This is a genomic window from Aequorivita echinoideorum (assembly GCF_018476645.1).
Taxonomy (GTDB): Bacteria; Bacteroidota; Bacteroidia; order Flavobacteriales; family Flavobacteriaceae; genus Aequorivita; species Aequorivita echinoideorum.
Genome location: NZ_JAHCTB010000004.1, coordinates 121,702 through 145,449 on the forward strand (window position 1 = coordinate 121,702; position 23,748 = coordinate 145,449).

The window sequence follows — 23,748 nt, forward strand, 5'->3', positions numbered from 1 at the left end:
TATATATCTTGGGGCGTTTTAAAAAATTCAAATTAATTTAAATGAAAAAAAATTCCCTATTATTTATTTGTTCCCTCTTGTTCTCCGCTACTGCAGTTGTTGCTCAAACAGAAGCTCAAAGGGCTCAAATAACTCGTAATTACGATCTTCAGAAGTTAAGACAATTAGAGCAACAATATTCCGATGAATTCCACGCTGAAAAAGCCGAAGCTTTACGCCTCGCAGCTATTAATGGATGGGAAGAAATAATTGAACTTCCAGAAGGCGGAATAGCTGTCTTGGTGGGAGTATTTCCTGATGGTACTCCCAAATATTATCAAACGCACAATAGAGAGGCTGGAATTACCACACGTACTGATAGGGTTCAGACAGGAGGAGCTGCAGGTTTAGATTTAAACGGAGAAGGTATGACACTTGGAGTGTGGGATGGGGGTATTGTACGTTCTACACATAATCTTTTCAGTGGGCGCGTAGTGCAAATAGATAATCCTAATGATTTAAGTGATCATGCCACACACGTATCTGGAACTATGATTGGTACTGGCGATGTAATAAATGGTTTGGCTAAAGGTATGGCACCTGCTGCCAATTTGAGAGCTTTTGATTTCAGCAATGATACTGCTGAAATGTTTGGGGAAGCTGCAGATGGATTATTGGTTTCAAACCATTCTTATGGTTTAAGAATTGAAACTTTGGCACTTTGGCAAATAGGTTATTACGATTCAAATTCAAGAAGTATTGATCTGGTAACTTATAATTCACCATATTATCTACCGGTAGTTTCTGCAGGTAATGACCGCCAATCGGGTCAAAACCCAGTAGATGGGGGGTATGATTATCTTACAGATAAGGGAGTTGCCAAAAATGTTATAGTATGTGCGGCATCTTTTGAAGTGCTTAATTATACAGGTCCATCTAGTGTAGTTATGTCATCATTTAGTAGTTGGGGACCAACGGATGATGGTCGTATAAAACCAGATCTTACTGGTAAAGGTGTTAATACTTATTCTTCTACAGCCGTTTCAGATAATTCATTTGCAAACTTAAGTGGTACTTCGATGTCAACACCAAATATTTCTGGGAGTCTTATTTTATTACAACAGCATTATAATAATCTTAACCAAACCTTCATGTTAAATTCTACTCTCAGAGGTTTAGCTCTACATACAGCTGATGAGGCAGGGACTTCTCCAGGGCCAGATTATCGATTTGGTTGGGGACTTATGAATACTGAAAAAGCTGCTGAGGTAATTACAAATAATGGAGATACTTCCTTAATTATTGAAGAGGAATTGGAACAGGATGAGGTATATACAATGACCATCACAGCTGACGGTATTAACACTTTGATGGTTTCTATAACATGGACCGATTTAGCTGGGGTAAGTCCAGAACCTGGAATAATTGATGAGGATACTCCCATGCTCGTAAATGATCTTGATTTGAGGATATCAGTCGATGGGGGAGAAACATTCTTTCCTTGGATATTAGATGGTACTAACCCATCTGCACCTGCCACTACAGGAGATAACTTTTTAGACAATATTGAAAAAATTGAAATTCCCGAAGCCAGTGGCGAATATATTGTAACTGTAGGCCATAAAGGTTCTTTGACCACAGGTGCACAAACATTTTCAATGATTGTGACAGGTATTTCAGATTTTACTTTAGGAACCAATAAAAATACTATTGAAGGGCTTGCACTATATCCAAACCCAACTAGTTCAGTTTTAAATGTTGAGGCAAGAACTGTAATTGATTCAGTAGAAATTACAAATGTTTTAGGCCAAACGCTTATGGTAAATGCCGGTGGCTCAAACAAAGTCCAGTTAAATACATCTGGATTGAGTGCCGGAAATTATTTTGCTAGAATAACTTCGCAAAATAATGTAACAGTAAAACAATTCGTTAAGAATTAAAAAAAATTAATTACAATAAAAAAAGCCGATAATTCATATTATCGGCTTTTTTATTAATATAATTATTTCAATATAACTCTCAGGGGAAAAAAATATTTAAGGAATGTAATTTTAGGAAAATATATTAATTATACAAAAACCCCAACCTCTTCCATACATTCACGCATCATTCTGTAAGTACGCGCAATATCGTTGTCTAACCCTATACTGAAGCGTATCAATCCATCGCTTAAGCCCATTTCCTTTTGTTCCTCTTCGGGAATTTCTGATGACGTTGACGAACCCGGCGCACTGAACAGCGTTTTATAAAATCCAAGGCTTACCGCCAGATAACCCAAATTTCGTTCCTGCATCAACTCCATCAATTCATTTGCTTTATCAATACCACCCACATCGATGGTTAGCATTCCGCCAAATCCATATTCTTCATTCATCATTCGTTTAAATAATTGATGTCCGCTATGTGAGGGCAAGCCGGGATATGCGGTTTTTAATCCATCAGCCTCAAACTTTTCAGCCAGATAAAGTGCATTTTCGCTATGCTGCTTTATTCTGATGTGAAGCGTTCGTAAATTTTTGAGAATGGAAGCCGCCCGCAGGCTGTCCATTGCAGGGCCCAAAAGCATATTGGCTCCGTCGTTTACATTCCGCAACGTATCAATAAATTCTTGGGTCCCGCAGGTCACGCCGCCCATGGTGTCGCTACTTCCGTTTATGAATTTTGTCAAACTATGCAAAACAACATCTGCCCCCAGGGTTGCTGGCGAAATGCTGAGGGGAGAAAATGTATTGTCTACCAAGAGTTGCAGGTTGTGTTTTTTGGCAATTTGGGACAAGCCTTCAATATCCGCAACTTCAAGAAGCGGATTGCTTACTGTTTCGCAATAAATAATTTTGGTTTTTTCTGAAATTGCTTCCTCCACGCTTTGAAGATTGGTAATATCTACAAAGGAGGTTTCAATGTTCAACCTTGGGGCAAAATTCTTTAGAAAAGCATAGGTTCCACCATAAATCGTCCTGCTGCTAACAATGTGTTCCCCAGCCTTGCAGAGTTGTAAAATTGCAGGGGTTATGGCTCCCATACCGCTGGCCGCAACATTTGCAGTCTCGGTGCCTTCCATTGCTGCCAAGGCTTGGCCTAAGTATAAATTAGATGGTGTGGAGTGGCGAGAGTACAGATAGCAGCCATCCGCATTACCCTCAAATGTGTCGAACATGGTTTTGGCTGAAAGAAAAGTATACGTAGAGGAATCTGAAATGGAAGGATTCACGCCTCCAAATTCCCCAAAATATTGTAAATCCTGAATTTTGTCTGCTGGTTTATAAGCCATTTTTTAAGTTTTCTGGTTTTCGGCAAAAATGCAAAAATTAAAAGGAAGAGTAAAATAATAATTGGTTTCATTTATCCTAATAACAGCTGTTTTATATAGCATCCAACTTCAAAGAAATAAACTTTTAAACTCCTATGCAGTATTGTACCTTTGTAATTCCATTTTTAAAAATTCTTATTTTATGAGCAAATATGATGTAGCAGTAATAGGTTCTGGGCCTGGAGGATATGTAGCGGCAATCCGTTGCGCGCAGTTGGGTCTAAAAACCGCAATCATTGAAAAATATAGCGTATTGGGTGGCACATGCTTAAATGTGGGTTGCATTCCCAGTAAGGCACTCTTGGATTCTTCGCACCATTACGAGGATGCACTTAAGCATTTTGAGGAGCATGGAATTGAAATTCCAGGCGATATAAAATTGAATTTTAAAAAAATGATTGATCGAAAAGCATCCGTAGTCGAGCAAACTACTAAAGGAATTGCATTTTTGATGGATAAAAACAAAATTGATGTCTATACCGGAACGGGAGCTTTTAAGGACGCCACGCACATTGATATTTCCGGCGAAAAGAATCAGACGATTGAAGCAAAAAATACCATTATTGCTACGGGAAGTAAGCCCGCCTCATTGCCATTCATAAAATTGGATAAGGATAGAATCATAACTTCAACCGAAGCATTGAGCCTAAAAGAAATTCCAAAACATTTAATTGTAATTGGGGGAGGGGTAATAGGTCTGGAATTGGGACAAGTGTACCGCCGTCTGGGCGCCGAAGTTTCTGTGGTGGAATTTATGGACAGAATTATCCCCACAATGGATGGGGCGCAAAGCAAGGAATTAATGAAAGTTATGAAAAAGCAAGGTGTAAAATTTTATGTTTCGCATAAGGTTTCGGCAGTCTCAAAAAAGGGAAAAAAGATTACCGTAACAGCTACGGATAAAAATGGTAAAGAAGTTTCATTTGAAGGTGATTATTGCCTTGTTTCGGTAGGAAGAAAGCCATTTACCGATGGTTTGAAGGCCGAAAACGCAGGGGTAAAAATAACCGAACGAGGGATGATAGATGTTAATGATCATCTTCAAACGAATATTAAAAATATCTACGCGATAGGCGATGTGGTACGAGGGGCAATGCTTGCACATAAAGCTTCTGAAGAAGGAACTCTGGTAGCTGAAATTATTGCAGGTCAAAAACCGCATATCGATTACAATTTAATTCCCGGTGTGGTCTATACTTGGCCTGAAGTAGCTTCTGTTGGCAAAACGGAAGAGCAATTGAAGGAAGCAAAAGTAGAATATAAAAGCGGACAATTCCCAATGCGCGCTTTGGGAAGAAGCAGGGCCAGTGGAGATACCGATGGATTTGTGAAAATTTTATCCGATAAAAATACGGATGAAGTACTTGGCGTACATATGGTTGGCGCCCGAGTGGCAGATTTAATTGCCGAAGCCGTGGTTGCCATGGAATATCGCGCAAGCGCTGAAGATATTGCCAGAATGAGCCATGCGCATCCTACATACGCCGAAGCAGTTAAGGAAGCCGCCCTTTCCGCTACAGAGGATAGAGCTCTGCACGTCTAAATTAAAAAGTAATAAAAAATCAAAAGCCGATGAGAATTTCATCGGCTTTTTTATTGTATGTAATGAAATATTATCTTTTAATAATTCCGCCACAACTTACTCTGCTGCCGGCATCTCCACTTGGCTGAGATACAAAATCATCAGTTCCTTCATGTACAATTACTCCTTTACCGGTAATATCTTTACTCGCATCTCCGCAACCAATGCACCATTCATCCGTTTGCATTGCTACACTTCCGTTGCCATTTTCATCAGCCTCAAAATTTCCTATGTCTCCTTTATGATATCCTTCGCTATCACCCCATTTTCCGTGCTTCTCATTTGTGGGGTTCCAATGTCCACCAGCAGATGAACCATCATCGGCGCTACAATCTGCTTTTTCGTGAAGATGGATTGCGTGCGAGCCTGGCTTTAGACCACTCAATTTAGCCTCCATCATAACGGTTCCATCTTTTTCAGTAAATACAACTTCTCCTTTCGCGGTACTTCCACTTTTTGATTCCAATGGAACGGATAAGACATTTGCTTTAATAGTTTCTTCTTGCATATTCATTTCAGTAGTGTCAGACGAATTCATATTTTCGTCCATATCCTTTTTTTCATTTTTGCAACCTACAAATACGGTCATAGCAAAAAACGTACATAATAAACTTAATCTTTTCATAATCATTGTTTTTAGATTGGTTTTTATAATTTTTGATATTTAAATTTACAATACTTTGGAAGGCACAACAAGGAATTAAGAAATATTTAGAAAAGTGAGGTTATGCATCCTGTATTACTATCAGCAAATTATTTGTTGACAAGCTTAATATTTAAAAATAAATTTTGAACTGTTTATTGTTGTTTTGAAAGTCTAATAAAATGAAATTATTTTCAAAATGAGAATAATTATTAACTTACAATGATATTTCAAGATTGGGTATAGCAATTTCAGGAGGTTTGATATTCCTTCGATACTATAAGTCAAAGTATGCATAGTGTATGAAGAATGTATGAATTCTATTAATAAGTCATCCCCATAGCTTTTTTGGCCAAAAGTTTCAAAAGCAATAAAATATAAAAATTATTTCTTTCTAAAATAACCAAACAAAAAGATATACCGGACTGCCAACCCAATCAGTAATGGCAATAATCCTATTGCAAAAATTTGTACACCCGTAATCCAGTGTATCGCTAAAAGGGAAAGAAGCAGCAAAAGAAGAAATAGGTACTTGCTTAAATTCTGCGAAAAATTTCTTTTGCTTATAGCAATCACCATCAAAATGGAAATAGGAAAGGCCCATAACAAATTGTAGTTATTTGCCGTAGCGGTGTGGTCCGTTGCAAACCATAATAACAATAAAAACACACCAATTAATCCCGTAACAAAAAATATCACACCATCCAAAAATCGGCTTCTGCGCTCAGCTTTATAATCTTTTATGGTAACGTATATCAGCAATAAGCCCAAAATGCCGAATACAAATAATGGACTGAATATGAAACCTCCTGAATTTGCTACAGGCTTATTTTCAAAGAGAATTTCAGTTGTTTTTACTAACTTTTCATCAGTTCCATTTCTATGTATTACCGCATTTTCTGCGCCTTCAAAAATATAATCGGGCAAAAATTGATATTCAATTGGCTTTGCTTGTTTATCGATTACAGCCCCCAATGCAACATCAATTCCCAAACTTCCCCAAGAGTTTGCCTGTAATCGCTGTTGTATCAAATCCCGAAACGTATAGGATTCTGTTATGTGATCTTCCTTATATTCCAATTTATTCCCCAAAACCTCAATCAATACGTCCCGAATCTTGGTGGCGCAATTGTCATAAAAGAAATCGTATTTGTATTTTTTATTTTCCGGGCGATAATTGTTCCAAAGAAAATCTGACACCGCTTGTTTTTCCGCAGCATTCAAATTTAAAATCTGGGATTTTATCCATCGATTTTGTGAAACATATCGGTTGTAAAACGAAGTATAATATTCTACCGAAAGCTCATAAAGCAATTTTCCTTGTGCAAATTTTGTGTAGAAATTTGGCGTGTCAAAATCGTACGTTCCGTAATTGAAAACTACGTCCACACCCGTATCCGGATCTTGAATCCTGAAAGCGCTGTGGCCAAATTTATCGTATAGCTCAGCACCGGGACCAATAGTTAGGATACTTATTTCAGCTTTTTGTGAAAGTGGCTCAAATTGAGCTTTTGCCGATGACGTAAGTATTATTGCAAGAAAAAGTAGGAAGAAATTTCTGATCATTTTGAAATTGATTTCAGCGCTAAAATATTACAATTTCAGCGTACTTGGCAGATCATTAAAGATTATCTGAAAATGCTCCAATCCAATTTCAACGAAAATATATTTGAATAAAGTGCCGCGCTTTGGTCGCCAATGTCGGTAAGCGCATAGTCCACCTGAATTCCTTTATATTTAAAGCCAACGCCTATATTTGGTTGAAAACCTACGGAATCGCTCCCGTCTAGCTGTTGTATATTTTGGAAATTACCCACGCCGGCACGTACATAAACCAAATCTATATAACCAAATTCCAGTCCCGCCGAAGGTGTAATACTCGCCAAGGAAGAGGAAATAACATCATTGGTTTCAGCAAATCTAAAATTGAGATCCACTTCTGCCAACAATGAATAATCGTAGTGAAATATGAATTGGCGGGCTACCCCCAGTTGTAATTTTGGAATGGTAATCTCCGTACTTTCCGGCAATTCTTGGTTCTGTCCTTCCACGGCACCTTGAATTTCTGCAAACTTATCCTCATCAATACTCCACGCATTGAAGGTGGTCGTAATATCGCGCGCCATTAAACCAAAATTCCAATTTCCCCTAGTAAATTGAAGCCCCGCGTCGAGCCCAAAACCCCATGAAGAAGCAAAGTCACCAATAATCCTGCGGATTACCTTCGCGTTGACGCCCACATTTAAACCATCCAGCGGCAATTCTCGTGCGTAGGAAAATGTAAATCCATAATCTGCAGTAGAAAATAAGCTGATATTATTGTAGTCAATATTTCCCTGCTCATCAATAAGTTGTGTGGTATTTAAAATATCATCAACCCCAAATCGAATAACCGAAAGTCCTACCGCACTTTTATCATCAAGAGGCATAGCAAAGGCTCCGTAATCGTAATTTGCAATATTTGCAAAATACGAAGCGTGCATCAGCGAAATCTGCTTGTCCTCAAGATTTACCAAACCCGCTGGATTCCAATAGCCAGAATTTACATCTTTGGAAGAAGCAACCACGGCATTTCCCATACCAAAGGAGGCTGCATCTACACCAATATTCATAAATTCATTGGAATATTTACGCACGGTCTGTGCGCCGGAAACCAAGGTAGAGAGTAAAAAAAGGATAAAAAGATTTCTTTTCAAGCTTAAAAATTTGGACAAATATGGCATTATTTTACAGAATACTAAACTTTAAATTTATATACATATTGTGTCAATAAGCGTTTAGTCGAAAATACTTTCTATTTTTACATTTCACTTGAATTTTCTTTAATTCACAAGTGAAAAAACTAATCAACTCATTAAAATGAAAAAGCAGATCCCCAACATTATAACTTCTCTGAATATCCTTTGTGGCTGCGTGGCCGTGCTGTTTGCAGTTTCAGGCGATTTGATTACGGCTTCATTTTTTGTTTTTTCAGGTATATTCTTTGATTTCTTTGATGGATTGGCGGCTCGATTGTTAAAAGCGCAAAGCGAAATTGGCTTACAGTTGGATTCCCTTGCCGATGTCATCACCAGTGGCGTGGCCCCGGGCGTAGTACTTTTCCAATTGCTGAATCTCTCAATCTTTGGGAGTATGCAGACCTTGACCGAAACATTTTCAACGGAGGGTTGGAATCTGGGATTCAAAAATTATTTGCCGTTAATTGGGTTGCTCGTAATTGTAGCCTCTGCGTACCGATTGGCAAAATTCAATGTAGATACACGGCAGACATCCAGTTTTATTGGGCTTCCAACCCCGGCAAATGCAATACTCATTTTAAGTTTGCCCCTTATTCTTCAATTTCAATATTCTGAAATTGCTGAAACCATAATCTTGAACAAATGGTTTTTGTTTGTTCTTACCGGAATAAGCTGTTTCTTATTAAATGCCGAAGTACCGCTCTTTGCGTTGAAATTTAAAACTTGGGATTTCAAGAACAATGCGTTGCGATACATTTTCATTTTGCTAAGCGTGCTACTTATAGTTCTTCTGAAATACGTTGCAATCCCGCTTATAATTGTGCTTTACATTCTTCTGTCGCTTTTTTGGAAGGAAAAACCAAAAAATTCCTATTGAAATAATTTCTTGGTACGCAATTCAAAATTCTGGCCTAGATAAACCTTGCGCACCATTTCATCTGCGGCAAGTTCTTCGGGGATACCGTGCTTCAAAATACTTCCTTCAAACATAAGGTACGTTCTATCCGTAATGGCCAAAGTTTCCTGTACATTGTGATCGGTGATAAGAATACCGATATTTTTATTTTTGAGTTGTGCCACAATACGCTGAATATCTTCCACGGCTACTGGATCCACGCCAGCAAAGGGCTCATCAAGTAAAATAAAATGGGGATCTGTGGCAAGGGCGCGGGCAATTTCGGTCCTTCTGCGTTCGCCACCGCTCAAAAGATCGCCGCGGTTGGTTCGAATGTGCCCAAGGCCAAATTCCTCAATCAATGATTCCATTTTTGCCCGTTGTTCTTTCTTTGAAAGTTTTGTGAGCTGCAAAACGCTCAAAATATTATCCTCCACGCTCAACTTTCTAAAAACCGAAGCCTCTTGCGCCAAATAACCAATTCCGTTTTGCGCGCGTTTGTACATGGGGTATTTGGTAATATCCGTCCCTTCCAGATGGATGGTGCCGCCATTGGGTTTTATAAGGCCCACAATCATATAGAACGAAGTGGTCTTACCAGCACCGTTTGGCCCCAGCAGCCCCACAATTTCGCCCTGGTTAACCTCTACGGTTATCCCTTTTACAACCTTTCGGCCTTTATATGATTTTATTAAAGAATCGGCTTTTAGCTTCATAAAAAATGTTTTTTGTCATCTGGATTCGTTTTTGACCGATACCCAAATTTTGAAACGCGGCTGCTAATTTTATACCAAAGATTAGTTATCCTGCTCTTCCAGCGCTTCCCAATATTCAAAAGCGCGGCGTAGGTGTGGTATTACAATCGTTCCACCAATTAGCAAAGAGATGCTCATTCCCTCAACTACCTCTTCTTTTGAAATACCTAACTTATAGCATTCCTCCAAATGATAGCGCACGCAATCATCACAGCGCAACACCAGCGAATTGCCAAGACCCAAGAGCTCTTTGGTTTTCTTTGGGAGCACACCTTCCATATAGGCGTTTGTATCCAGATTAAAAATTCGCTTGAGAATTTTATTGTTATCCTCCAGCATTTTTTCGTTCATTTTTGAACGGTATGCATTAAATTCCTCAACTACGTTTGGCATCTCGTATTTCCTTTCTTTTTTGGTTTCTAAGAACAACTTTTGAAATATAGATACTTACCTCATAAAGTATAAGTATTGGGATGGTTACAATAACCTGGCTCGCAATGTCCGGTGGGGTAATTACTGCCGAAACTATAAGTACTATTATCAACGCGAATTTTCGATATTTCCGAAGAATTTCAGGTGTTACCAATCCTATTTTGGTGAATATGTACATAAGGATGGGCAATTCAAAAATGAGTCCGCTCGCAATTACCGATGATCTCACCAATGAAATATAACTGTCCACATCAAATTCGTTCAAAACCTGTTCACTTACTTGATATGTTCCCAAGAAATTGATGGAAAGCGGCGTAATAATATAGTACCCAAAAAGTACCCCCAAAAAGAACAGCAAAGAGGCAATTAGAATAAATCCACGGCTGGAGTTGCGCTCTTCTTCCTTTAACCCCGGACTGATGAATTTCCAGAATTCGTATAAAATATAAGGAAAGGCTACTATTACACCCGCAAGAATCGCCGTCCATATATGTACGGAAAACTGTCCACCCATCGTTCTACTCTGTATGGTAAAGGGTAGTTCAGTAAAACAGAAACTATTCATCCCAATTTCCTGCGCGGCTCGACACAATAATTTATAGGTGGGGAAATCTGCTTGCTTAGGGCCAAATATAAGGGTGTCAAAAATAAAATCCTTCATTATAAAGGCTACAACCGCCAGAATAACTACTGCTATGGTTGACCGGATTAAATGCCAGCGCAATTCCTCTAAATGATCCAGAAAGGACATCTCTTTTTCGGGAGATGGGTTTGTTTTTTCGTTTTTCATTAAATAATTCCCTCTTTTGTAAGATTATGTATGTGCACCACGCCGCTGTATCTCCCTTTTTCCTCTGCCAAAATCTGCGTAATACCGTATTTTTCCATCATGTCCATCGCTTCCACGGCCATTGCGTTGTTTGCTATTTTCTTCGGGTTTTCCGTCATAATATCCTTTGCGGTAAGGCCATTAAAACTATCGGCCTTTGTTAACATGCGCCTTAGATCGCCATCGGTGATAATACCCACAATTTTTTCATCTTCCACCACTGCAGTAACTCCCAGCATTTTCTCTGAAATCTCCACAATAACTTTTTTCACATCGGTATCAGGACTTACCTGTGGTTTCTCGTTGAGCGATGTAAGATTGCTTACCCTAAGATATAGTTTTTTGCCCAAGGCTCCACCGGGATGGTATTTCGCAAAATCCTTGCTTGAAAATCCGCGTAGGTCCAGCAAGCACATAGCGAGCGCGTCACCAATTACCAGCTGTGCCGTGGTACTGGTTGTGGGGGCGAGGTTGTTCGGGCACGCCTCCTTTTCCACATAGGCGTTCAAAACGTAATCTGCTTCTTTCGCAAGAAAGGAATCTGTATTGCCAGTTATGGCTATCAATTTATTTTCAGCAGCTTGTATTAAAGGAACCAGTACCTTTATTTCTGGCGTATTGCCGCTTTTCGAAATACATATTACCGTATCATTTTCTTGGATGGTTCCCAAATCGCCGTGAATGGCATCTGCAGCGTGCATAAAGATCGCGGGCGTACCAGTAGAATTAAGCGTTGCTACAATTTTTGTGGCAATATTTGCACTTTTCCCTATTCCTGTTACAATGACCCGCCCTTTACTCTGGTAAATATATTCCACCGCACCAGCAAATTCATCATTTACTAACGGAACTAAATTCGCAATGGCTTTGCTTTCTATTTCAATAGTTTCGCGGGCAACGGAGATGATCTTGTCTTTATGGGTCAAAACTTTAACGCGTTTGATAATTTGTAACTCTTTCAGAAATTAGTATATTTAGAATAGAATAATAAAAATTAGACGTTCTAAATCTCTATACTTTATTTTAAAGTGCAATCTATACAATAAAGTTGCAAAATTACGATTGTTAGGTTGTAAAACAATTTATTGTTGATTAAAACTGATTATCACCCCTAAAAATCTACATAGCGTGGCAGAAACTGACATTTATGCAGCCCTAAAGAAATATTTCGGATTCACCCGTTTCAAAGGTTTACAAGAAGAAGTTGTAAAGAGTATTTTAAATAGGCAAAATACATTCGTGATTATGCCTACCGGAGGTGGGAAGTCACTCTGTTACCAGTTGCCGGCACTTATGCAGGAAGGCACAGCCATTGTGGTTTCACCGCTCATTGCTCTTATGAAAAACCAAGTGGATGCGCTGCGTTCCCTTTCTTCGGAAGAAGGCATCGCGCACGTCTTAAATTCTTCCCTCAATAAAACCGAAGTAAAGCAAGTGAAGAGCGATATCGTCAACGGTATTACCAAACTTCTATACGTAGCCCCGGAATCCCTGACCAAAGACGAATATGTTGAATTTCTTCAATCGGTAAAAATATCCTTCGTGGCTATTGATGAAGCGCATTGCATCAGCGAATGGGGGCACGACTTTAGACCGGAATATCGTAATCTCCGCACCATTATTCAGCGCATCGGCAATGATATTCCCATTATTGGCCTTACGGCAACCGCCACCCCCAAGGTGCAGGAAGATATTCTTAAAAATTTAGGGATGCAGGATGCCAATACCTTCAAAGCGTCCTTCAACAGGCCCAATCTGTATTATGAAATTAGGCCAAAAACAAAAAATGTCGATTCAGACATCATCCGCTTCGTAAAACAGAACGAGGGCAAGAGCGGGATTATCTATTGCCTAAGCCGAAAAAGAGTAGAGGAATTGGCACAGACCCTTCAGGTAAACGGCGTCAAGGCCGTTCCGTATCACGCTGGGCTAGATGGCAAGACACGCGTTAAGCATCAAGATATGTTCTTGATGGAAGACGTGGATGTGGTGGTGGCAACCATTGCATTCGGGATGGGCATTGATAAGCCAGATGTGCGTTTCGTAATACATAACGACATCCCAAAAAGTATTGAAAGCTACTACCAAGAGACTGGTCGTGCCGGTAGGGATGGGGGAGAAGGCCATTGCCTCGCCTTTTACAGCTATAAGGATGTTGAAAAATTAGAGAAATTTATGAGCGGCAAGCCCGTGGCAGAACAGGAAATTGGCCACGCCCTATTGCAGGAAATCGTTGGTTTCGCCGAAACTTCCATTTCACGTAGAAAATTTATCCTCCATTATTTCGGTGAGGAATTTGACAATGCAACGGGCGAGGGCGGAATGATGGACGACAACATGCGCCACCCAAAAAACAAGCACGAAGCGCAGGACGATGCCAAATTGCTGCTGGAAATTGTCCAAAAGACCAACCAACAGTACAAAAGCAAGGAAATTGTAAACGTACTGGTGGGCAAGGTAAACGCACTCATAAAATCCCACCGTACAGATTCCCAAACTTATTTCGGTACGGGTCAGGCGCACGATTCCTCCTACTGGATGGCCCTGTTGCGGCAGCTCTTGGTAGCCGGATATCTTAAAAAGGATATTGAAACCTACGGAATAATCAAGATTACGGACCAGGGGAAGGCGTTTATAAAAAATCCGGTCTCTTTCATGATGGCGGAAGACCATTCCTTCAAGGATGCGAATGATGATGCCATTGTATCCGTCCAGAAGGGGGGGGACACGGCAGATGAGAATCTGTTCAAATTGCTAAAAGCGGAACTGAAAAAAGTAGCGCACGATCTGGATTTGCCTCCATTCGTTATTTTTCAGGAACCATCCCTGGAAGATATGGCGCTTAAATATCCAGTTACCTTAGAGGAGCTTTCCAATGTTCACGGAGTGGGCGAGGGCAAGGCAAAAAAGTACGGAAAATCATTCGTGAAATTGATCCAGCGGTATGTGGAGGAAAACGACATCATCCGCCCAGAGGACTTCGTAGTAAAATCTACAGGGACTAATAGTTCTTTAAAACTTTACATAATCCAAAGTGTGGACCGCAAACTCTCCCTGCCAGATATTGCCGGGGCCAAGGGGCTCGAAATGCCTGAATTCATTAAGGAAATGGAAGCCATAGTCTACAGCGGTACCAAGCTGAATATCAATTATTGGATTGATGAAGTGCTTGATGAAGACCAACAAGAAGAAATCCACGACTATTTTCTGGAGGCCAAAACAGATAAAATTGAAGAAGCCTTGGAAGAATTTGATGGCGATTATGATGAAGAAGAATTACGGTTATACCGAATTAAATTCATCAGTGAAGTGGGTAATTAGCGATTAACAATTAGCAATTAGCAATTAACAATTAGTAAATTGTATATATTCATTACTCATTACTAATTACTCATCTTTTAACTCTTCTGCTCTTTATTAAAATACACCAAGTAGTAATACATCTGTTTCTCCTCATCCCAGCCCTTTTCCACAAACTTTTCAGCACTTTCCGGATTAATGAAATCCATCTTTATCTGAATATTTGTATCAAGGTTAATGATGTTCTTTATCTTCTTCCGCGCCGCGGTAACCGCGGTATTGGCAATTGGGAAGGTGGTTAAGTCCTCGATACTGTATTTGGGCGCCTTCTCACTTTTATAATGCCTAAACTCCGGAATCAAATCTGGGTTGTCAATTACTTCATTCACAAAAGCGGTTTCCTCAAAACTATCATTCTTTGCAAAATGGTTCACCGCTCGGTTCATAAACATAACCTCTTGTTTTTTGTCCTCAGCGGGCAAAACCACATCCTTCGCAAAATCCTGGCAGAATTTCAAATACTTTTTGGTATAAAAATTATCATCCGCAAAGGCCTCAACACCAAGGAAACTTTCCAGCCAATACCGCGTATCGTATCTATTGCTATCCACCGAAAGAATTTTGTACCCCTCCTCTTTTTTTGAATTGAAAATAATACAGCCTTTATCGAGTTTGTTCAAATTTACCCCTTGTTGCAGCATCGCCTCCAGCTGGTTTTCTTCCTCAGAAAACTGAAGAAAATCTTGCTTCAATTCGCTCTTAAAAATACCGATGGCATCCATTTTTACATTATCCAACTGCACATTTTCCAGATACGCCACGTAAACCTCCCCACTCTTAATATGCGGATGCTCGGATTGATTGTACAAGCGTGATGCAATTTTCCTACTCTTCTCGTGTATCTCCTGCGGGTTTCCAAAAACTTCGGAAACAATGGTGAAAAGCTCGTGAAACTCCAAATCTGCTTCGTGTGCAAACTGAAAATAATTCTCCTCCTTATCCCGAAATGGCTTCAAAAAAAATTCCTTTAGCAATGGGGTAATCTCATCATCCATTTTATAAGGTTTTTCAGAAAGAAACAGAGCCTCATTCCGGCTCTTATTACCAACCCTATGAATGGAAAGCGATGCGATATGTGTGGAAAATAAATTGATCATTCTTTAAAATATAAGTAGGTGAATATGTAAAGGAATATACTGAAAACTGCAACTGAAGACTGCAATCTAAAAATTAATTCCAGTTCTCATCGAAATCGAGGTTGTCGTAATCTTCAGGGTCTAGGTCAAAATCTTCCTCAAAATCATCCTCGGTTTCAATTTCTTCAGAAATAAATTCTTTCTCCGGCGCTTCTTCTGGAATTTCACCGTGCGCGAACATCAAATTAGGGTACATTCTACCTTCCTCACGTTCGCCAATATCGGCCAGCTCTACCATAAAAGTCCACATGCTCAAAAAATCATAAACATACAGCAGCCTCGTGTTTTCCTCATCCAGCACGTCTTCAAGGATGGTTTCCCCCATAATTTTTACGCCACCGGGCTCATCGCTAACATCAAATAGGGAAATTTCCTCGCCTTCTTCCCATAAATCATTACTTACATAAAATGAGGCCATCTCCTGCCCATCAAACCCAAAAGCTTGGGTAATTGCGTTGTGGAGATCCTCCAGATTGTTGTCTGCCTCAATCTCTATATCGCGAAAAACATCTTCGTGCGTGTCAAGTATAATTCTGAAACGGTAAATCATTCTTTTAAAATTTGAGGGCAAAGTTACAAACTTTTGGGCTCCCGAGTGCCATTAGGATTGTGTGATTGGAATGCTTCCAATAAAATATAAAATTGAAGACCGAAGAATAAGGATGCAAGAATTAAATGCAAAGGTTGCGAAAGAAACGGAAAATCAAAATAATACATGGCAATCCCAGTGAATGCCTCTGCAAATAATAATAAGATTAGGAGATTCAATTTCCGGAAACCGAATTTTTTATTTCTGTTTAAATACCAAAGCAATAAATTAATCAATACCACAATTACCGAAAAAGAACGGTGCAGGTAAAATTCCAGCGTGGGATTTTCAAGCCATAGCGAACGAGCCGTGTACCCTATAATATCTATTTGTGTATCTACAAATTCACGCACTTGCGTTCCCAAAACTACCTGAATTAGCGTAAGTATTAAAGCGACTAAAAGCAGTATTTTAAATTTTGTTGAAGCGAAATAAATCTCGTGATGCTCTTTTGAAAAATACAATAGATACAAAAGAACAGCCACGATAACCAAGGCCATAACCATGTGAATGGTGATTTTTATCGGGTCAAGCACGGAGTACACCACAGTGGCACCAAGCCAAGCTTGAAAGCCGAGAAGAAAAACGCTGAGCCAAGAAAGTAGGGTTACCCGATTGCTTGTTCTCCACTTTTTAATTGAAAATAGCGCCATTATGAAGATGGCAACCCCCGCCAGCGCACCAAACAATCTATTAATATATTCTATCCATGTATGCCAAACATTGAATGTTGCATAATCGTGTTTGGTGTAGGGTTGCCAATTTGAAGGGTTATAGGATTGGGAGGTTTTAAAATCAGTTTTTGCTACTTGCAGCGCCTGCTCGTGAATTATTACTTGCCCTTTTTTAAAATTCCTTCCCGGTTCCCATTCCAGTTCAGTGGCGGTTGTAGGCGGAATGTAATATCCAAAACATTTGGGCCAATCGGGACAGCCCATTCCTGAACCCGTCATCCGTACCATCGCCCCGGCTATGATGACAAGGTAAACAAGAACAAGTGAAATTTTTACGAATCTTCTATACATTATTAATCCAGAAACCTTTTTTGAATTTTGAATTATGAATTATGAATTATGAATTATGAATTATGAATTATGAATTATGAATTATGAATTATGAATTATGAATTATGAATTATGAATTATGAATATTCACTTTTAAGTATCAAACTTTGAATTTTAAATCTTTAACCTTAAATTCATCATATCACACATCACACATCACACATCACACATCACACATCACACATCACACACCACACATCACACACCACACATCACGCATTACTAATTGTTCATTGGTTTTAAACCGATTGCCACTCCTTTTTTGAGCATAAAAGCTTTTGCGGCTTCATATTCATTTGGAATTTCCCCTTCCAGAATTGCTTCTTTTATGGCATCCTTAATAATCCCGATTTCCCGCGATGGTTTCAGATTGAAAGTTTCCATAATTTCCTCGCCAGTTACGGGTGGCTGAAAATTTCTGATTTGGTCACGTTCTTCAACTTCAGCAATTTTATCACGAACCAATTGAAAATTAGCGTGGTATTTTCTAAATTTCTTCGGGTTTTTAGTCGTGATATCAGCTTCGCAGAGGGTCATCAAATCATCTACGTATTCCCCGGCATCAAAAATTAATCTACGCACGGCGCTGTCCGTTACTTCTTCCGAAGCCAGCCCAACGGGTCGTGAACTCATCAAAACCATTTTTTGTACAAACTTCATTTTGTCGTTCAATGGCATTTTCAGCCTTTTGAAAAGTTTGTAAACCATTTTTGAACCCACAAATTCGTGCGCGTGGAAAGTCCATCCCAATTTTTTATCAAACTTTTTCGTGGGCGCTTTGCCAATATCGTGCAGGAGAGCCGCCCAGCGCAACCATAAGTCGTTCGTCGTTTCGGAAATATTGTCCACTACTTCCAGCGTATGCCAAAAATTGTCTTTATGTGTTTGGCCTTCCTTTTCATCGATTCCTTGTAACGCTACCAATTCTGGTAAAATATGCGGTAACAGTCCCGTTTTATGAAGTAGCGCAAATCCTTTGGAAGGCGTATCGGAAAGCAAAATTTTATGGATTTCGTCCACCACGCGTTCTTTGGAAATAATTTTTATTCTATCTGCATTTTTGGTAATGGATTCCAATGAGGCATCCTCAATCTTAAAATTTAATTGGGAAGCAAACCGAATGGCTCTAAGCATCCGCAACGGATCATCACTATACGTAACATCTGGGTCTAGAGGTGTTCGTATTAATTTATTTTGAAGATCCTCTATTCCGTTGAAGGGGTCCAAAAGCTCACCAAAGTTAGCTTCATTTAAACTTAAAGCGAGCGCATTTATGGTAAAATCGCGTCTATTTTGGTCGTCTGCAAGCGTTCCGGCTTTTACGTTCGGATTTCGACTTTCAGCGGTGTACGATTCCTTTCTGGCACCTACAAATTCGAGCTCTATCCCCCCACTTTTCAGCATTGCGGTTCCATAATTCTTGAAAATGGAGACCTGTGGTTTTCCGGGAAGTAATTTTGAAACTTCCTCCGCAAGTTCAATCCCGCTGCCCACTGCGACAACATCGATATCCTTGGCATCACCGCGTTTTAAAATATAATCGCGTACAAATCCGCCAATGACATAGCTTTCCAATTTAAGATTTTCTGAAGCTTTTGAAATTTTCCTAAAAATGGGATTTTCTAAAGCGGATGTGTAGGTTTTTTTTGACACGTTTTATTTTTCCGAAATGTTGTTATTTTACCACGAATTCACGAATATTTTTATAGAACTATTCTTTTGTATTCTAGACCTTCACCCTTGAAATTTGCCAGAATCGCCAATTTATTTTTAGAAATTTTCAAATAATTAATGCATTGACCTAAATGCATATCAGTCAGTAATTCTACCGTCTTTACTTCTAAAATTATTTTGTCAAAAATCACAAAATCTGCGTAAAACTTATGCTTCAGGATAATATCCTTATAATTTATGGAGAACTCCTTTTCTCTTACGAATAAAATATTTCTCAGGTTAAATTCATATTCCAAAGCATCTTTATAAACAATTTCAGATAACCCATTTCCTAAATTATTAAATACTTCGTAAAGGCATCCAACTATTTCGTAGCTTTCCTGTTTGTAAATTATATTTGACATTCAAAAAAAGGTATGTTTGTGTATTCGTGGTTAATTTCATTTAATTTCCATTAACCCATTTTATGATCGAATCACTTTTACGCCGCCATCATTGCCAAGCTTAATGATCGCCGATGGTTTTGCTGATTTTTTCTCGCGGTGCAAATTTACAACATAGTCCACGCCCTCCAAAATTACAGGATCTATTTCAGCGTAGGATTGCGGTGTTTTTGAGCCGCTCACATTTGCTGAAGTGGAAACAAGTGGTTTTCGTAATTTCTGAATAAGTTTTTTGCAGAATTCATCTTTTGTTACCCGCACGGCAAGAGTATTGTCCTCGGCTATCAGGTTTTCTGAAACGTGCAACGGGCGATCGTAGATAATAGTAGTTGGCTTCCGCGCAAATTTTAAGATATCGTATGCCACTTCGGGCACCTCTTCAATATATTGGTTCAACATTTTAAAATCTTGGACCAAGCAAATCATTGATTTGCTTTCGGCGCGCTGTTTTAACTTGAAAATTTTTTCAACGGCTTCAAAGTTGGTGGCGTCGCAGCCTATTCCCCAAACAGTATCCGTTGGGTAAAGGATGATGCCGCCGCGTTTTAAGACCGTAAAGGCTTGTTCAATTTGTTCTATCACGTTAATTGATTTATTTTATTCTTTTCCTTTGAAAACTCTGGATTTTGCTGATGTAATTTTTTACCGGAAATAACCTTTTCATATAATTTTAGGTATGCCAAGGTCATTTTTTCAGCATTGAAATTCCTTTTTGCATATTCGTGACAATATTGGGGGTCATACTCAAAAGTGTTGAGCGCTTTTGCCAATGTATCATATTCATTTGAAATTAGCCCCACTCTGGGCGATATTAGTTCTGGAAGTGATCCGTTTGAAGTGCCAAAAACGGCACATCCCGCATATAGACTTTCAATAATGGCAAGGCCAAAAGGCTCATGCCACAGCACAGGAGTAACCAAAGCTTTGGATTTTTCCATCATTTTAATTTTATCTTCATCATTTACCATTCCCAGAAATTGAATTTTTGGGTCCAGAATATATTTAAATCCACGGAAAAAATTTCGTTTACACCAACGACTTCCCCCGCCAATTTTGAGAACTCCGTTGGCTTTTCTCACAATTTTTGCAGCCCCAAAAACATTTTTGACCCTCCACGAGGCCTTCCCCAAAAAATGAAAATAATCGCGTTTTTTGTTGAGATTGGGTGTATTGTAATCTTCCCAATAAAGACCATTATGTATATATACTTCAGAATTATATCGTTCTGCTTGATTTTTGGAAATAAAAACTGTGTTTTTGTCAATGGAGTCCATAGCTCCCGGATTTCCGTGCATGGTTATAAGATAGGGCTTATTTATGGATTGCAAGGGATTGTAATTAATATGCACTACATCAATATAATTTGGAATTTGAATATTTAAATCCTTGCTTTGATCGAGATATAAGCACTCAGCAAAATCTCCCTTAAATCCACCGGGGACTAAATAGGTTACTTTATGCCCAAGTAAGTTTAAGCATTTTCCAAGACCCCAGATTACTCGCTCTGTTCCGCCGTATTTTGGAGCTGGTATTGGGCCGGAACGATCAACGATTAATATGTGCATCTAAAGTATTTGCCAGCTAAATTACTATATATTTGTGAAAATAAAGCGATTTTACAATCATGACAATTCTACATATTAACGGTTCTGGAAGTTGGGGCGGGAACGAACAACAACTTGCAGATTTAATTCCGGAATTGGAAAAACTTGGCGTAAAAAGTATGGTTATGGGAAGACCGAATGCGCCACTCTACGAATATTGTAAAAAAAATAATATCCCATTTATAGAAGCTAAGAAGGGAAAATTGAGCAAAAAACCCAATTATCCTTACCTAAAGGAAATCGTAAAATTAGTAAAACCAACTGTTTTGCATTTACACTCCAGCGATTCCGTTACACTGTTTACAATTGCGGATATTTTGTACAGATTAAAGACTCCAACTGTTTTCTCAAAAAAAGGTATGGGAAGCAACATGAGTTTTTTGAGCATTTTTAAATACAACTATAAAAATATAAACCGAATTATTTGTGTGTCAAAAGCGGTCAAATTTTTTATGGAAAGAGATGTGATGAAGGAGAAAAATAAGAAAAAACTGGTTGTTATTTATGATGGGATAAACACTGAAAGGCTTAAACCTTTAAGGCAGGAAAAGATAAAAACATTATTTAAAATAAAAGAAGAAAAAGTTGTAATCGGCAATATTGCCAACCATACAGCTGCCAAGGATTTACCCACACTGCTCAAAGCAATGCACCATCTTATTTATAAGCTCAATATGCCAAATGTGCATTTGGTTCAAATTGGTGAATTTAGTGGTCTAACCGCCGAGTTAAAGGAGCTTCAAGAGAAACTAAAACTTACCGATCACGTAACCTTTACAGATTTTCAGAAAAATGCCACAGATTTTTTACCACAATTTGAAATATATGTTATGAGTTCTGAACGTGAAGGTCTCCCTTTAACTATTTATGAGGCTTTTTACAAAAAGGTACCAGTAGTAAGTACTAAAGCTGGTGGAATTCCAGAAGTTATTTCTCATGGTGAAAATGGTTATCTGGCAGAAGTAGGGGATTATGTGAAACTTGCCGAAGAAATAAAAGCGTTGTTAGGCAATCAAGATTTGAAGAATGAATTCAGCGACAAATCGTATGAATTATTTATGAAGGAATATAATGCAAACATAACTGCACAAAAAATGCTTGAATTATATACCGAAGTGGCCAAAAAATAATAAATATGATTGTTTCACTTTTAATTTCAACGTACAATTGGCCGGAAGCACTGCAATTGGTTTTATTGAGTGTTGTTAATCAAACCCAACTGCCTGATGAAATTCTTATAGCAGATGATGGTTCTAGGGAGGATACAAAACAAATGATAGAAAGATTTAAGAAAAAATTGAACATACCCATATATCATTTTTGGCACGAAGACTTGGGCTTTAGAAAAAGCATCATCTTAAACAAAGCAATTAGTGCGGCACACGGTGACTATATAATACAGGTCGATGGAGACTGTATAATGCACGCAAATTTTATTGAGGACCACTTGTCTCTGGCAAAACACAATACTTATCTTTTCGGAAGCAGGGTCAATATAAAAAAAGAGTTTGTACCTAAGCTATTTTCTTCCCAGAAAATATCTTTTGGCTTTTTTCATCGTGGGATAAAAAAAAGAACCAGAAATCTTCGTATCCCCTTCTTGAGTGATCGCTCCAAGCCAAGAAAGGAAATGTCCCACAAAATGCGAGGCTGCAATGTCTCATTTTGGCGAGATGATGTCATTGCAGTAAATGGATATGATGAAGATTTTGAGGGGTGGGGCCGGGAAGATTCTGAAATAATTATCCGGATGATGAATAACGGTGTGCAAGGAAGAAGGTTACGCTACAAAGCGATAGTATATCATATCTGGCACAAAATAATGGGTCTTGATAGGTTTGAAATTAATGACCAAATTCAAGAAAAAACCATAGCTGAGAATAAAAAATGGTGCGCAAAAGGTATCGATCAATATCTATAAGATCCTATTCAATGTTTCGGTACAAAAGCCAAAGGTTCAAATATCTTTTAAAAACTGAAAATGCGCTAACATATGCCAAAATAAAACCTTCCTTTCCATCCAAAATTCCCAAACGGAAAATAAATTGGTTCCAAAATCTGTAAAATGGCCGAAATAAAAAATGATAATAGGTAGGTTTTTTGCCTTTATTATAAAGCATTTCCGCTTGCAATTTACTGTATCTATGGGCTTTTGCAGTATAATCGTCAAAAGTTTTATAGGTATGGTGCGGCAGATTGCTTTTTAATTTTTCAATATCTCCATTCACTTCAAGCGTTTCGTGGACCAGATTCTTATTATAGCGGCAATGGTTTTTGTTGAAGAACCGCACCACGTAATCGTTTTGCAGGCCACTGTATTTTATCCGTTTTCCCATAAAATAAAAATCCCGTTTTATGGAATAAGCCGCAACCACAGGATTTTCTGAAATCTTTTTTATTTCTTCTGAAATGGCAGAGGTAATTTCTTCGTCCGGGTCAAAAAATGTGACCCAATTGTGCGTCGCCTGTGCTATAGCAAAATTTTTCTGTGCTGAAAAATTATCGAATTTGCGTTGGTACACCGTAACCTTTTCGTTTTGTCTGGCTATTTCCACAGTATCATCAGTACTAAAGGAATCCACAATAATTATCTCATCTGCAAAATCCAGACTTTTCAAGTAGCGTTCCAGATTTTGCGCTTCATTGAGTGTAATGGCAAGTGCGGATATTTTGACGGGGTTTTCCAAAAACGGTTGGTCTTTGGCGTAAAAGTAA

Annotated in this window: 22 protein-coding genes; 6 read left to right on the forward strand and 16 right to left on the reverse strand. The window is 38.7% G+C overall.

Annotated elements, in window-relative coordinates; all coding sequences use genetic code 11:
* Positions 1–41 precede the first annotated feature (41 nt).
* Positions 42–1,919, forward strand: coding sequence for a S8 family serine peptidase (locus KIV10_RS09800; RefSeq protein ID WP_214113336.1), 1,878 nt, complete (start codon positions 42–44; stop codon positions 1,917–1,919).
* Between the two features lie 128 nt (positions 1,920–2,047).
* Here the strand turns inward: KIV10_RS09800 and KIV10_RS09805 are convergent, their stop codons facing one another.
* Positions 2,048–3,250: an aminotransferase class I/II-fold pyridoxal phosphate-dependent enzyme gene (locus KIV10_RS09805; RefSeq protein WP_214113337.1), complete on the reverse strand. Its 1,203-nt coding sequence runs from the start codon at positions 3,248–3,250 to the stop codon at positions 2,048–2,050.
* Positions 3,251–3,431: 181 nt separating this feature from the next.
* On the opposite strand from KIV10_RS09805, the gene lpdA reads away from it, so the two are divergent.
* Positions 3,432–4,832: a dihydrolipoyl dehydrogenase gene (gene lpdA / locus KIV10_RS09810; protein ID WP_214113338.1), complete on the forward strand. Its 1,401-nt coding sequence runs from the start codon at positions 3,432–3,434 to the stop codon at positions 4,830–4,832.
* Positions 4,833–4,902: 70 nt separating this feature from the next.
* Here lpdA and KIV10_RS09815 read toward each other — a convergent pair whose 3' ends face one another.
* The 3 genes from KIV10_RS09815 to KIV10_RS09825 form a co-directional block, all read right to left on the reverse strand.
* Positions 4,903–5,496: a superoxide dismutase family protein gene (locus tag KIV10_RS09815; protein ID WP_214113339.1), complete on the reverse strand. Its 594-nt coding sequence runs from the start codon at positions 5,494–5,496 to the stop codon at positions 4,903–4,905.
* A 402-nt stretch (positions 5,497–5,898) separates the two neighbouring features.
* Positions 5,899–7,080, reverse strand: a complete 1,182-nt coding sequence (locus KIV10_RS09820) for a lipoprotein N-acyltransferase Lnb domain-containing protein (RefSeq protein ID WP_214113340.1) — start codon at positions 7,078–7,080, stop codon at positions 5,899–5,901.
* Positions 7,081–7,142: 62 nt separating this feature from the next.
* Entirely contained in the window at positions 7,143–8,210 is a 1,068-nt protein-coding gene (locus KIV10_RS09825; protein WP_246516264.1) for a putative type IX sorting system protein PorV2, read from the reverse strand.
* A gap of 163 nt (positions 8,211–8,373) precedes the next feature.
* Here KIV10_RS09825 and KIV10_RS09830 point away from each other — a divergent pair, with 163 nt between their 5' ends.
* Entirely contained in the window at positions 8,374–9,129 is a 756-nt protein-coding gene (locus tag KIV10_RS09830) for a CDP-alcohol phosphatidyltransferase family protein (protein WP_214113342.1), read from the forward strand.
* Here KIV10_RS09830 and lptB read toward each other — a convergent pair.
* From lptB to KIV10_RS09850, 4 genes are all read right to left on the reverse strand, one after another.
* The gene (lptB, locus tag KIV10_RS09835) at positions 9,123–9,863 is read right to left on the reverse strand and encodes an LPS export ABC transporter ATP-binding protein (RefSeq protein ID WP_214113343.1); all 741 of its coding nucleotides are present in this window, start codon (positions 9,861–9,863) and stop codon (positions 9,123–9,125) included. The two genes, KIV10_RS09830 and lptB, sit on opposite strands and share 7 nt — an antisense overlap.
* Positions 9,864–9,944: 81 nt before the next feature.
* Complete coding sequence (locus KIV10_RS09840) at positions 9,945–10,295, reverse strand: carboxymuconolactone decarboxylase family protein (protein ID WP_214113344.1); 351 nt, start codon at positions 10,293–10,295, stop codon at positions 9,945–9,947.
* On the reverse strand, positions 10,279–11,124 hold the full coding sequence (gene tatC / locus KIV10_RS09845) for a twin-arginine translocase subunit TatC (RefSeq protein WP_214113345.1): 846 nt from the start codon (positions 11,122–11,124) through the stop codon (positions 10,279–10,281). Before tatC ends, KIV10_RS09840 begins: the two co-directional genes overlap by 17 nt.
* On the reverse strand, positions 11,124–12,089 hold the full coding sequence (locus KIV10_RS09850) for a KpsF/GutQ family sugar-phosphate isomerase (RefSeq protein WP_214113346.1): 966 nt from the start codon (positions 12,087–12,089) through the stop codon (positions 11,124–11,126). Before KIV10_RS09850 ends, tatC begins: the two co-directional genes overlap by 1 nt.
* Before the next feature lie 202 nt (positions 12,090–12,291).
* Here KIV10_RS09850 and KIV10_RS09855 point away from each other — a divergent pair, with 202 nt between their 5' ends.
* Entirely contained in the window at positions 12,292–14,484 is a 2,193-nt protein-coding gene (locus tag KIV10_RS09855) for a RecQ family ATP-dependent DNA helicase (protein WP_214113347.1), read from the forward strand.
* A 77-nt stretch (positions 14,485–14,561) separates the two neighbouring features.
* Here the strand turns inward: KIV10_RS09855 and KIV10_RS09860 are convergent, their stop codons facing one another.
* The 7 genes from KIV10_RS09860 to KIV10_RS09890 all read right to left on the reverse strand — a co-directional run bounded on the left by KIV10_RS09860 (position 14,562) and on the right by KIV10_RS09890 (position 20,994).
* Complete coding sequence (locus KIV10_RS09860) at positions 14,562–15,620, reverse strand: nucleoid-associated protein (RefSeq protein WP_214113348.1); 1,059 nt, start codon at positions 15,618–15,620, stop codon at positions 14,562–14,564.
* A 73-nt stretch (positions 15,621–15,693) separates the two neighbouring features.
* Positions 15,694–16,209: an IS1096 element passenger TnpR family protein gene (locus KIV10_RS09865; protein WP_214113349.1), complete on the reverse strand. Its 516-nt coding sequence runs from the start codon at positions 16,207–16,209 to the stop codon at positions 15,694–15,696.
* 23 nt (positions 16,210–16,232) lie between these two features.
* Positions 16,233–17,273 (reverse strand): COX15/CtaA family protein, encoded by a 1,041-nt coding sequence (locus tag KIV10_RS09870; protein WP_214113350.1) that lies wholly within the window; start codon positions 17,271–17,273, stop codon positions 16,233–16,235.
* Positions 17,274–17,534: 261 nt separating this feature from the next.
* A complete protein-coding gene (locus tag KIV10_RS09875) occupies positions 17,535–18,965 on the reverse strand; it encodes a CCA tRNA nucleotidyltransferase (protein WP_214113351.1) in 1,431 nt (476 codons plus the stop codon).
* 50 nt (positions 18,966–19,015) lie between these two features.
* Entirely contained in the window at positions 19,016–19,390 is a 375-nt protein-coding gene (locus tag KIV10_RS09880; protein ID WP_214113352.1) for a GxxExxY protein, read from the reverse strand.
* A 60-nt stretch (positions 19,391–19,450) separates the two neighbouring features.
* Positions 19,451–20,011, reverse strand: a complete 561-nt coding sequence (locus KIV10_RS09885) for an L-threonylcarbamoyladenylate synthase (protein ID WP_214113353.1) — start codon at positions 20,009–20,011, stop codon at positions 19,451–19,453.
* Positions 20,008–20,994, reverse strand: a complete 987-nt coding sequence (locus KIV10_RS09890; protein WP_214113354.1) for a glycosyltransferase — start codon at positions 20,992–20,994, stop codon at positions 20,008–20,010. Before KIV10_RS09890 ends, KIV10_RS09885 begins: the two co-directional genes overlap by 4 nt.
* Positions 20,995–21,053: 59 nt before the next feature.
* Here KIV10_RS09890 and KIV10_RS09895 point away from each other — a divergent pair, with 59 nt between their 5' ends.
* Complete coding sequence (locus KIV10_RS09895; RefSeq protein ID WP_214113355.1) at positions 21,054–22,163, forward strand: glycosyltransferase; 1,110 nt, start codon at positions 21,054–21,056, stop codon at positions 22,161–22,163.
* A 5-nt stretch (positions 22,164–22,168) separates the two neighbouring features.
* On the forward strand, positions 22,169–22,954 hold the full coding sequence (locus KIV10_RS09900; RefSeq protein ID WP_214113356.1) for a glycosyltransferase family 2 protein: 786 nt from the start codon (positions 22,169–22,171) through the stop codon (positions 22,952–22,954).
* A 4-nt stretch (positions 22,955–22,958) separates the two neighbouring features.
* Here KIV10_RS09900 and KIV10_RS09905 read toward each other — a convergent pair whose 3' ends face one another.
* Positions 22,959–23,720 carry a glycosyltransferase family 2 protein gene (locus tag KIV10_RS09905; protein WP_214113357.1) on the reverse strand — a complete coding sequence of 254 codons (762 nt, stop codon included), beginning with the start codon at positions 23,718–23,720 and terminating at the stop codon, positions 22,959–22,961.
* Between the last annotated feature and the right edge of the window lie 28 nt (positions 23,721–23,748).

Excerpts from the sequence above, each read along its gene's own strand:
- KIV10_RS09830 (WP_214113342.1), top strand. The coding sequence starts at position 8,374 with ATGAAAAAGCAGATCCCCAACATTATAACTTCTCTGAATATCCTTTGT.
- tatC (WP_214113345.1), bottom strand. The coding sequence starts at position 11,124 with ATGAAAAACGAAAAAACAAACCCATCTCCCGAAAAAGAGATGTCCTTT.
- KIV10_RS09880 (WP_214113352.1), bottom strand. The coding sequence starts at position 19,390 with ATGTCAAATATAATTTACAAACAGGAAAGCTACGAAATAGTTGGATGC.
- lptB (WP_214113343.1), bottom strand. The coding sequence starts at position 9,863 with ATGAAGCTAAAAGCCGATTCTTTAATAAAATCATATAAAGGCCGAAAG.
- KIV10_RS09815 (WP_214113339.1), bottom strand. The coding sequence starts at position 5,496 with ATGAAAAGATTAAGTTTATTATGTACGTTTTTTGCTATGACCGTATTT.
- KIV10_RS09890 (WP_214113354.1), bottom strand. The coding sequence starts at position 20,994 with ATGCACATATTAATCGTTGATCGTTCCGGCCCAATACCAGCTCCAAAA.
- lpdA (WP_214113338.1), top strand. The coding sequence starts at position 3,432 with ATGAGCAAATATGATGTAGCAGTAATAGGTTCTGGGCCTGGAGGATAT.
- KIV10_RS09840 (WP_214113344.1), bottom strand. The coding sequence starts at position 10,295 with ATGCCAAACGTAGTTGAGGAATTTAATGCATACCGTTCAAAAATGAAC.
- KIV10_RS09800 (WP_214113336.1), top strand. The coding sequence starts at position 42 with ATGAAAAAAAATTCCCTATTATTTATTTGTTCCCTCTTGTTCTCCGCT.
- KIV10_RS09805 (WP_214113337.1), bottom strand. The coding sequence starts at position 3,250 with ATGGCTTATAAACCAGCAGACAAAATTCAGGATTTACAATATTTTGGG.
- KIV10_RS09870 (WP_214113350.1), bottom strand. The coding sequence starts at position 17,273 with ATGTATAGAAGATTCGTAAAAATTTCACTTGTTCTTGTTTACCTTGTC.
- KIV10_RS09900 (WP_214113356.1), top strand. The coding sequence starts at position 22,169 with ATGATTGTTTCACTTTTAATTTCAACGTACAATTGGCCGGAAGCACTG.
- KIV10_RS09895 (WP_214113355.1), top strand. The coding sequence starts at position 21,054 with ATGACAATTCTACATATTAACGGTTCTGGAAGTTGGGGCGGGAACGAA.
- KIV10_RS09820 (WP_214113340.1), bottom strand. The coding sequence starts at position 7,080 with ATGATCAGAAATTTCTTCCTACTTTTTCTTGCAATAATACTTACGTCA.
- KIV10_RS09860 (WP_214113348.1), bottom strand. The coding sequence starts at position 15,620 with ATGATCAATTTATTTTCCACACATATCGCATCGCTTTCCATTCATAGG.
- KIV10_RS09865 (WP_214113349.1), bottom strand. The coding sequence starts at position 16,209 with ATGATTTACCGTTTCAGAATTATACTTGACACGCACGAAGATGTTTTT.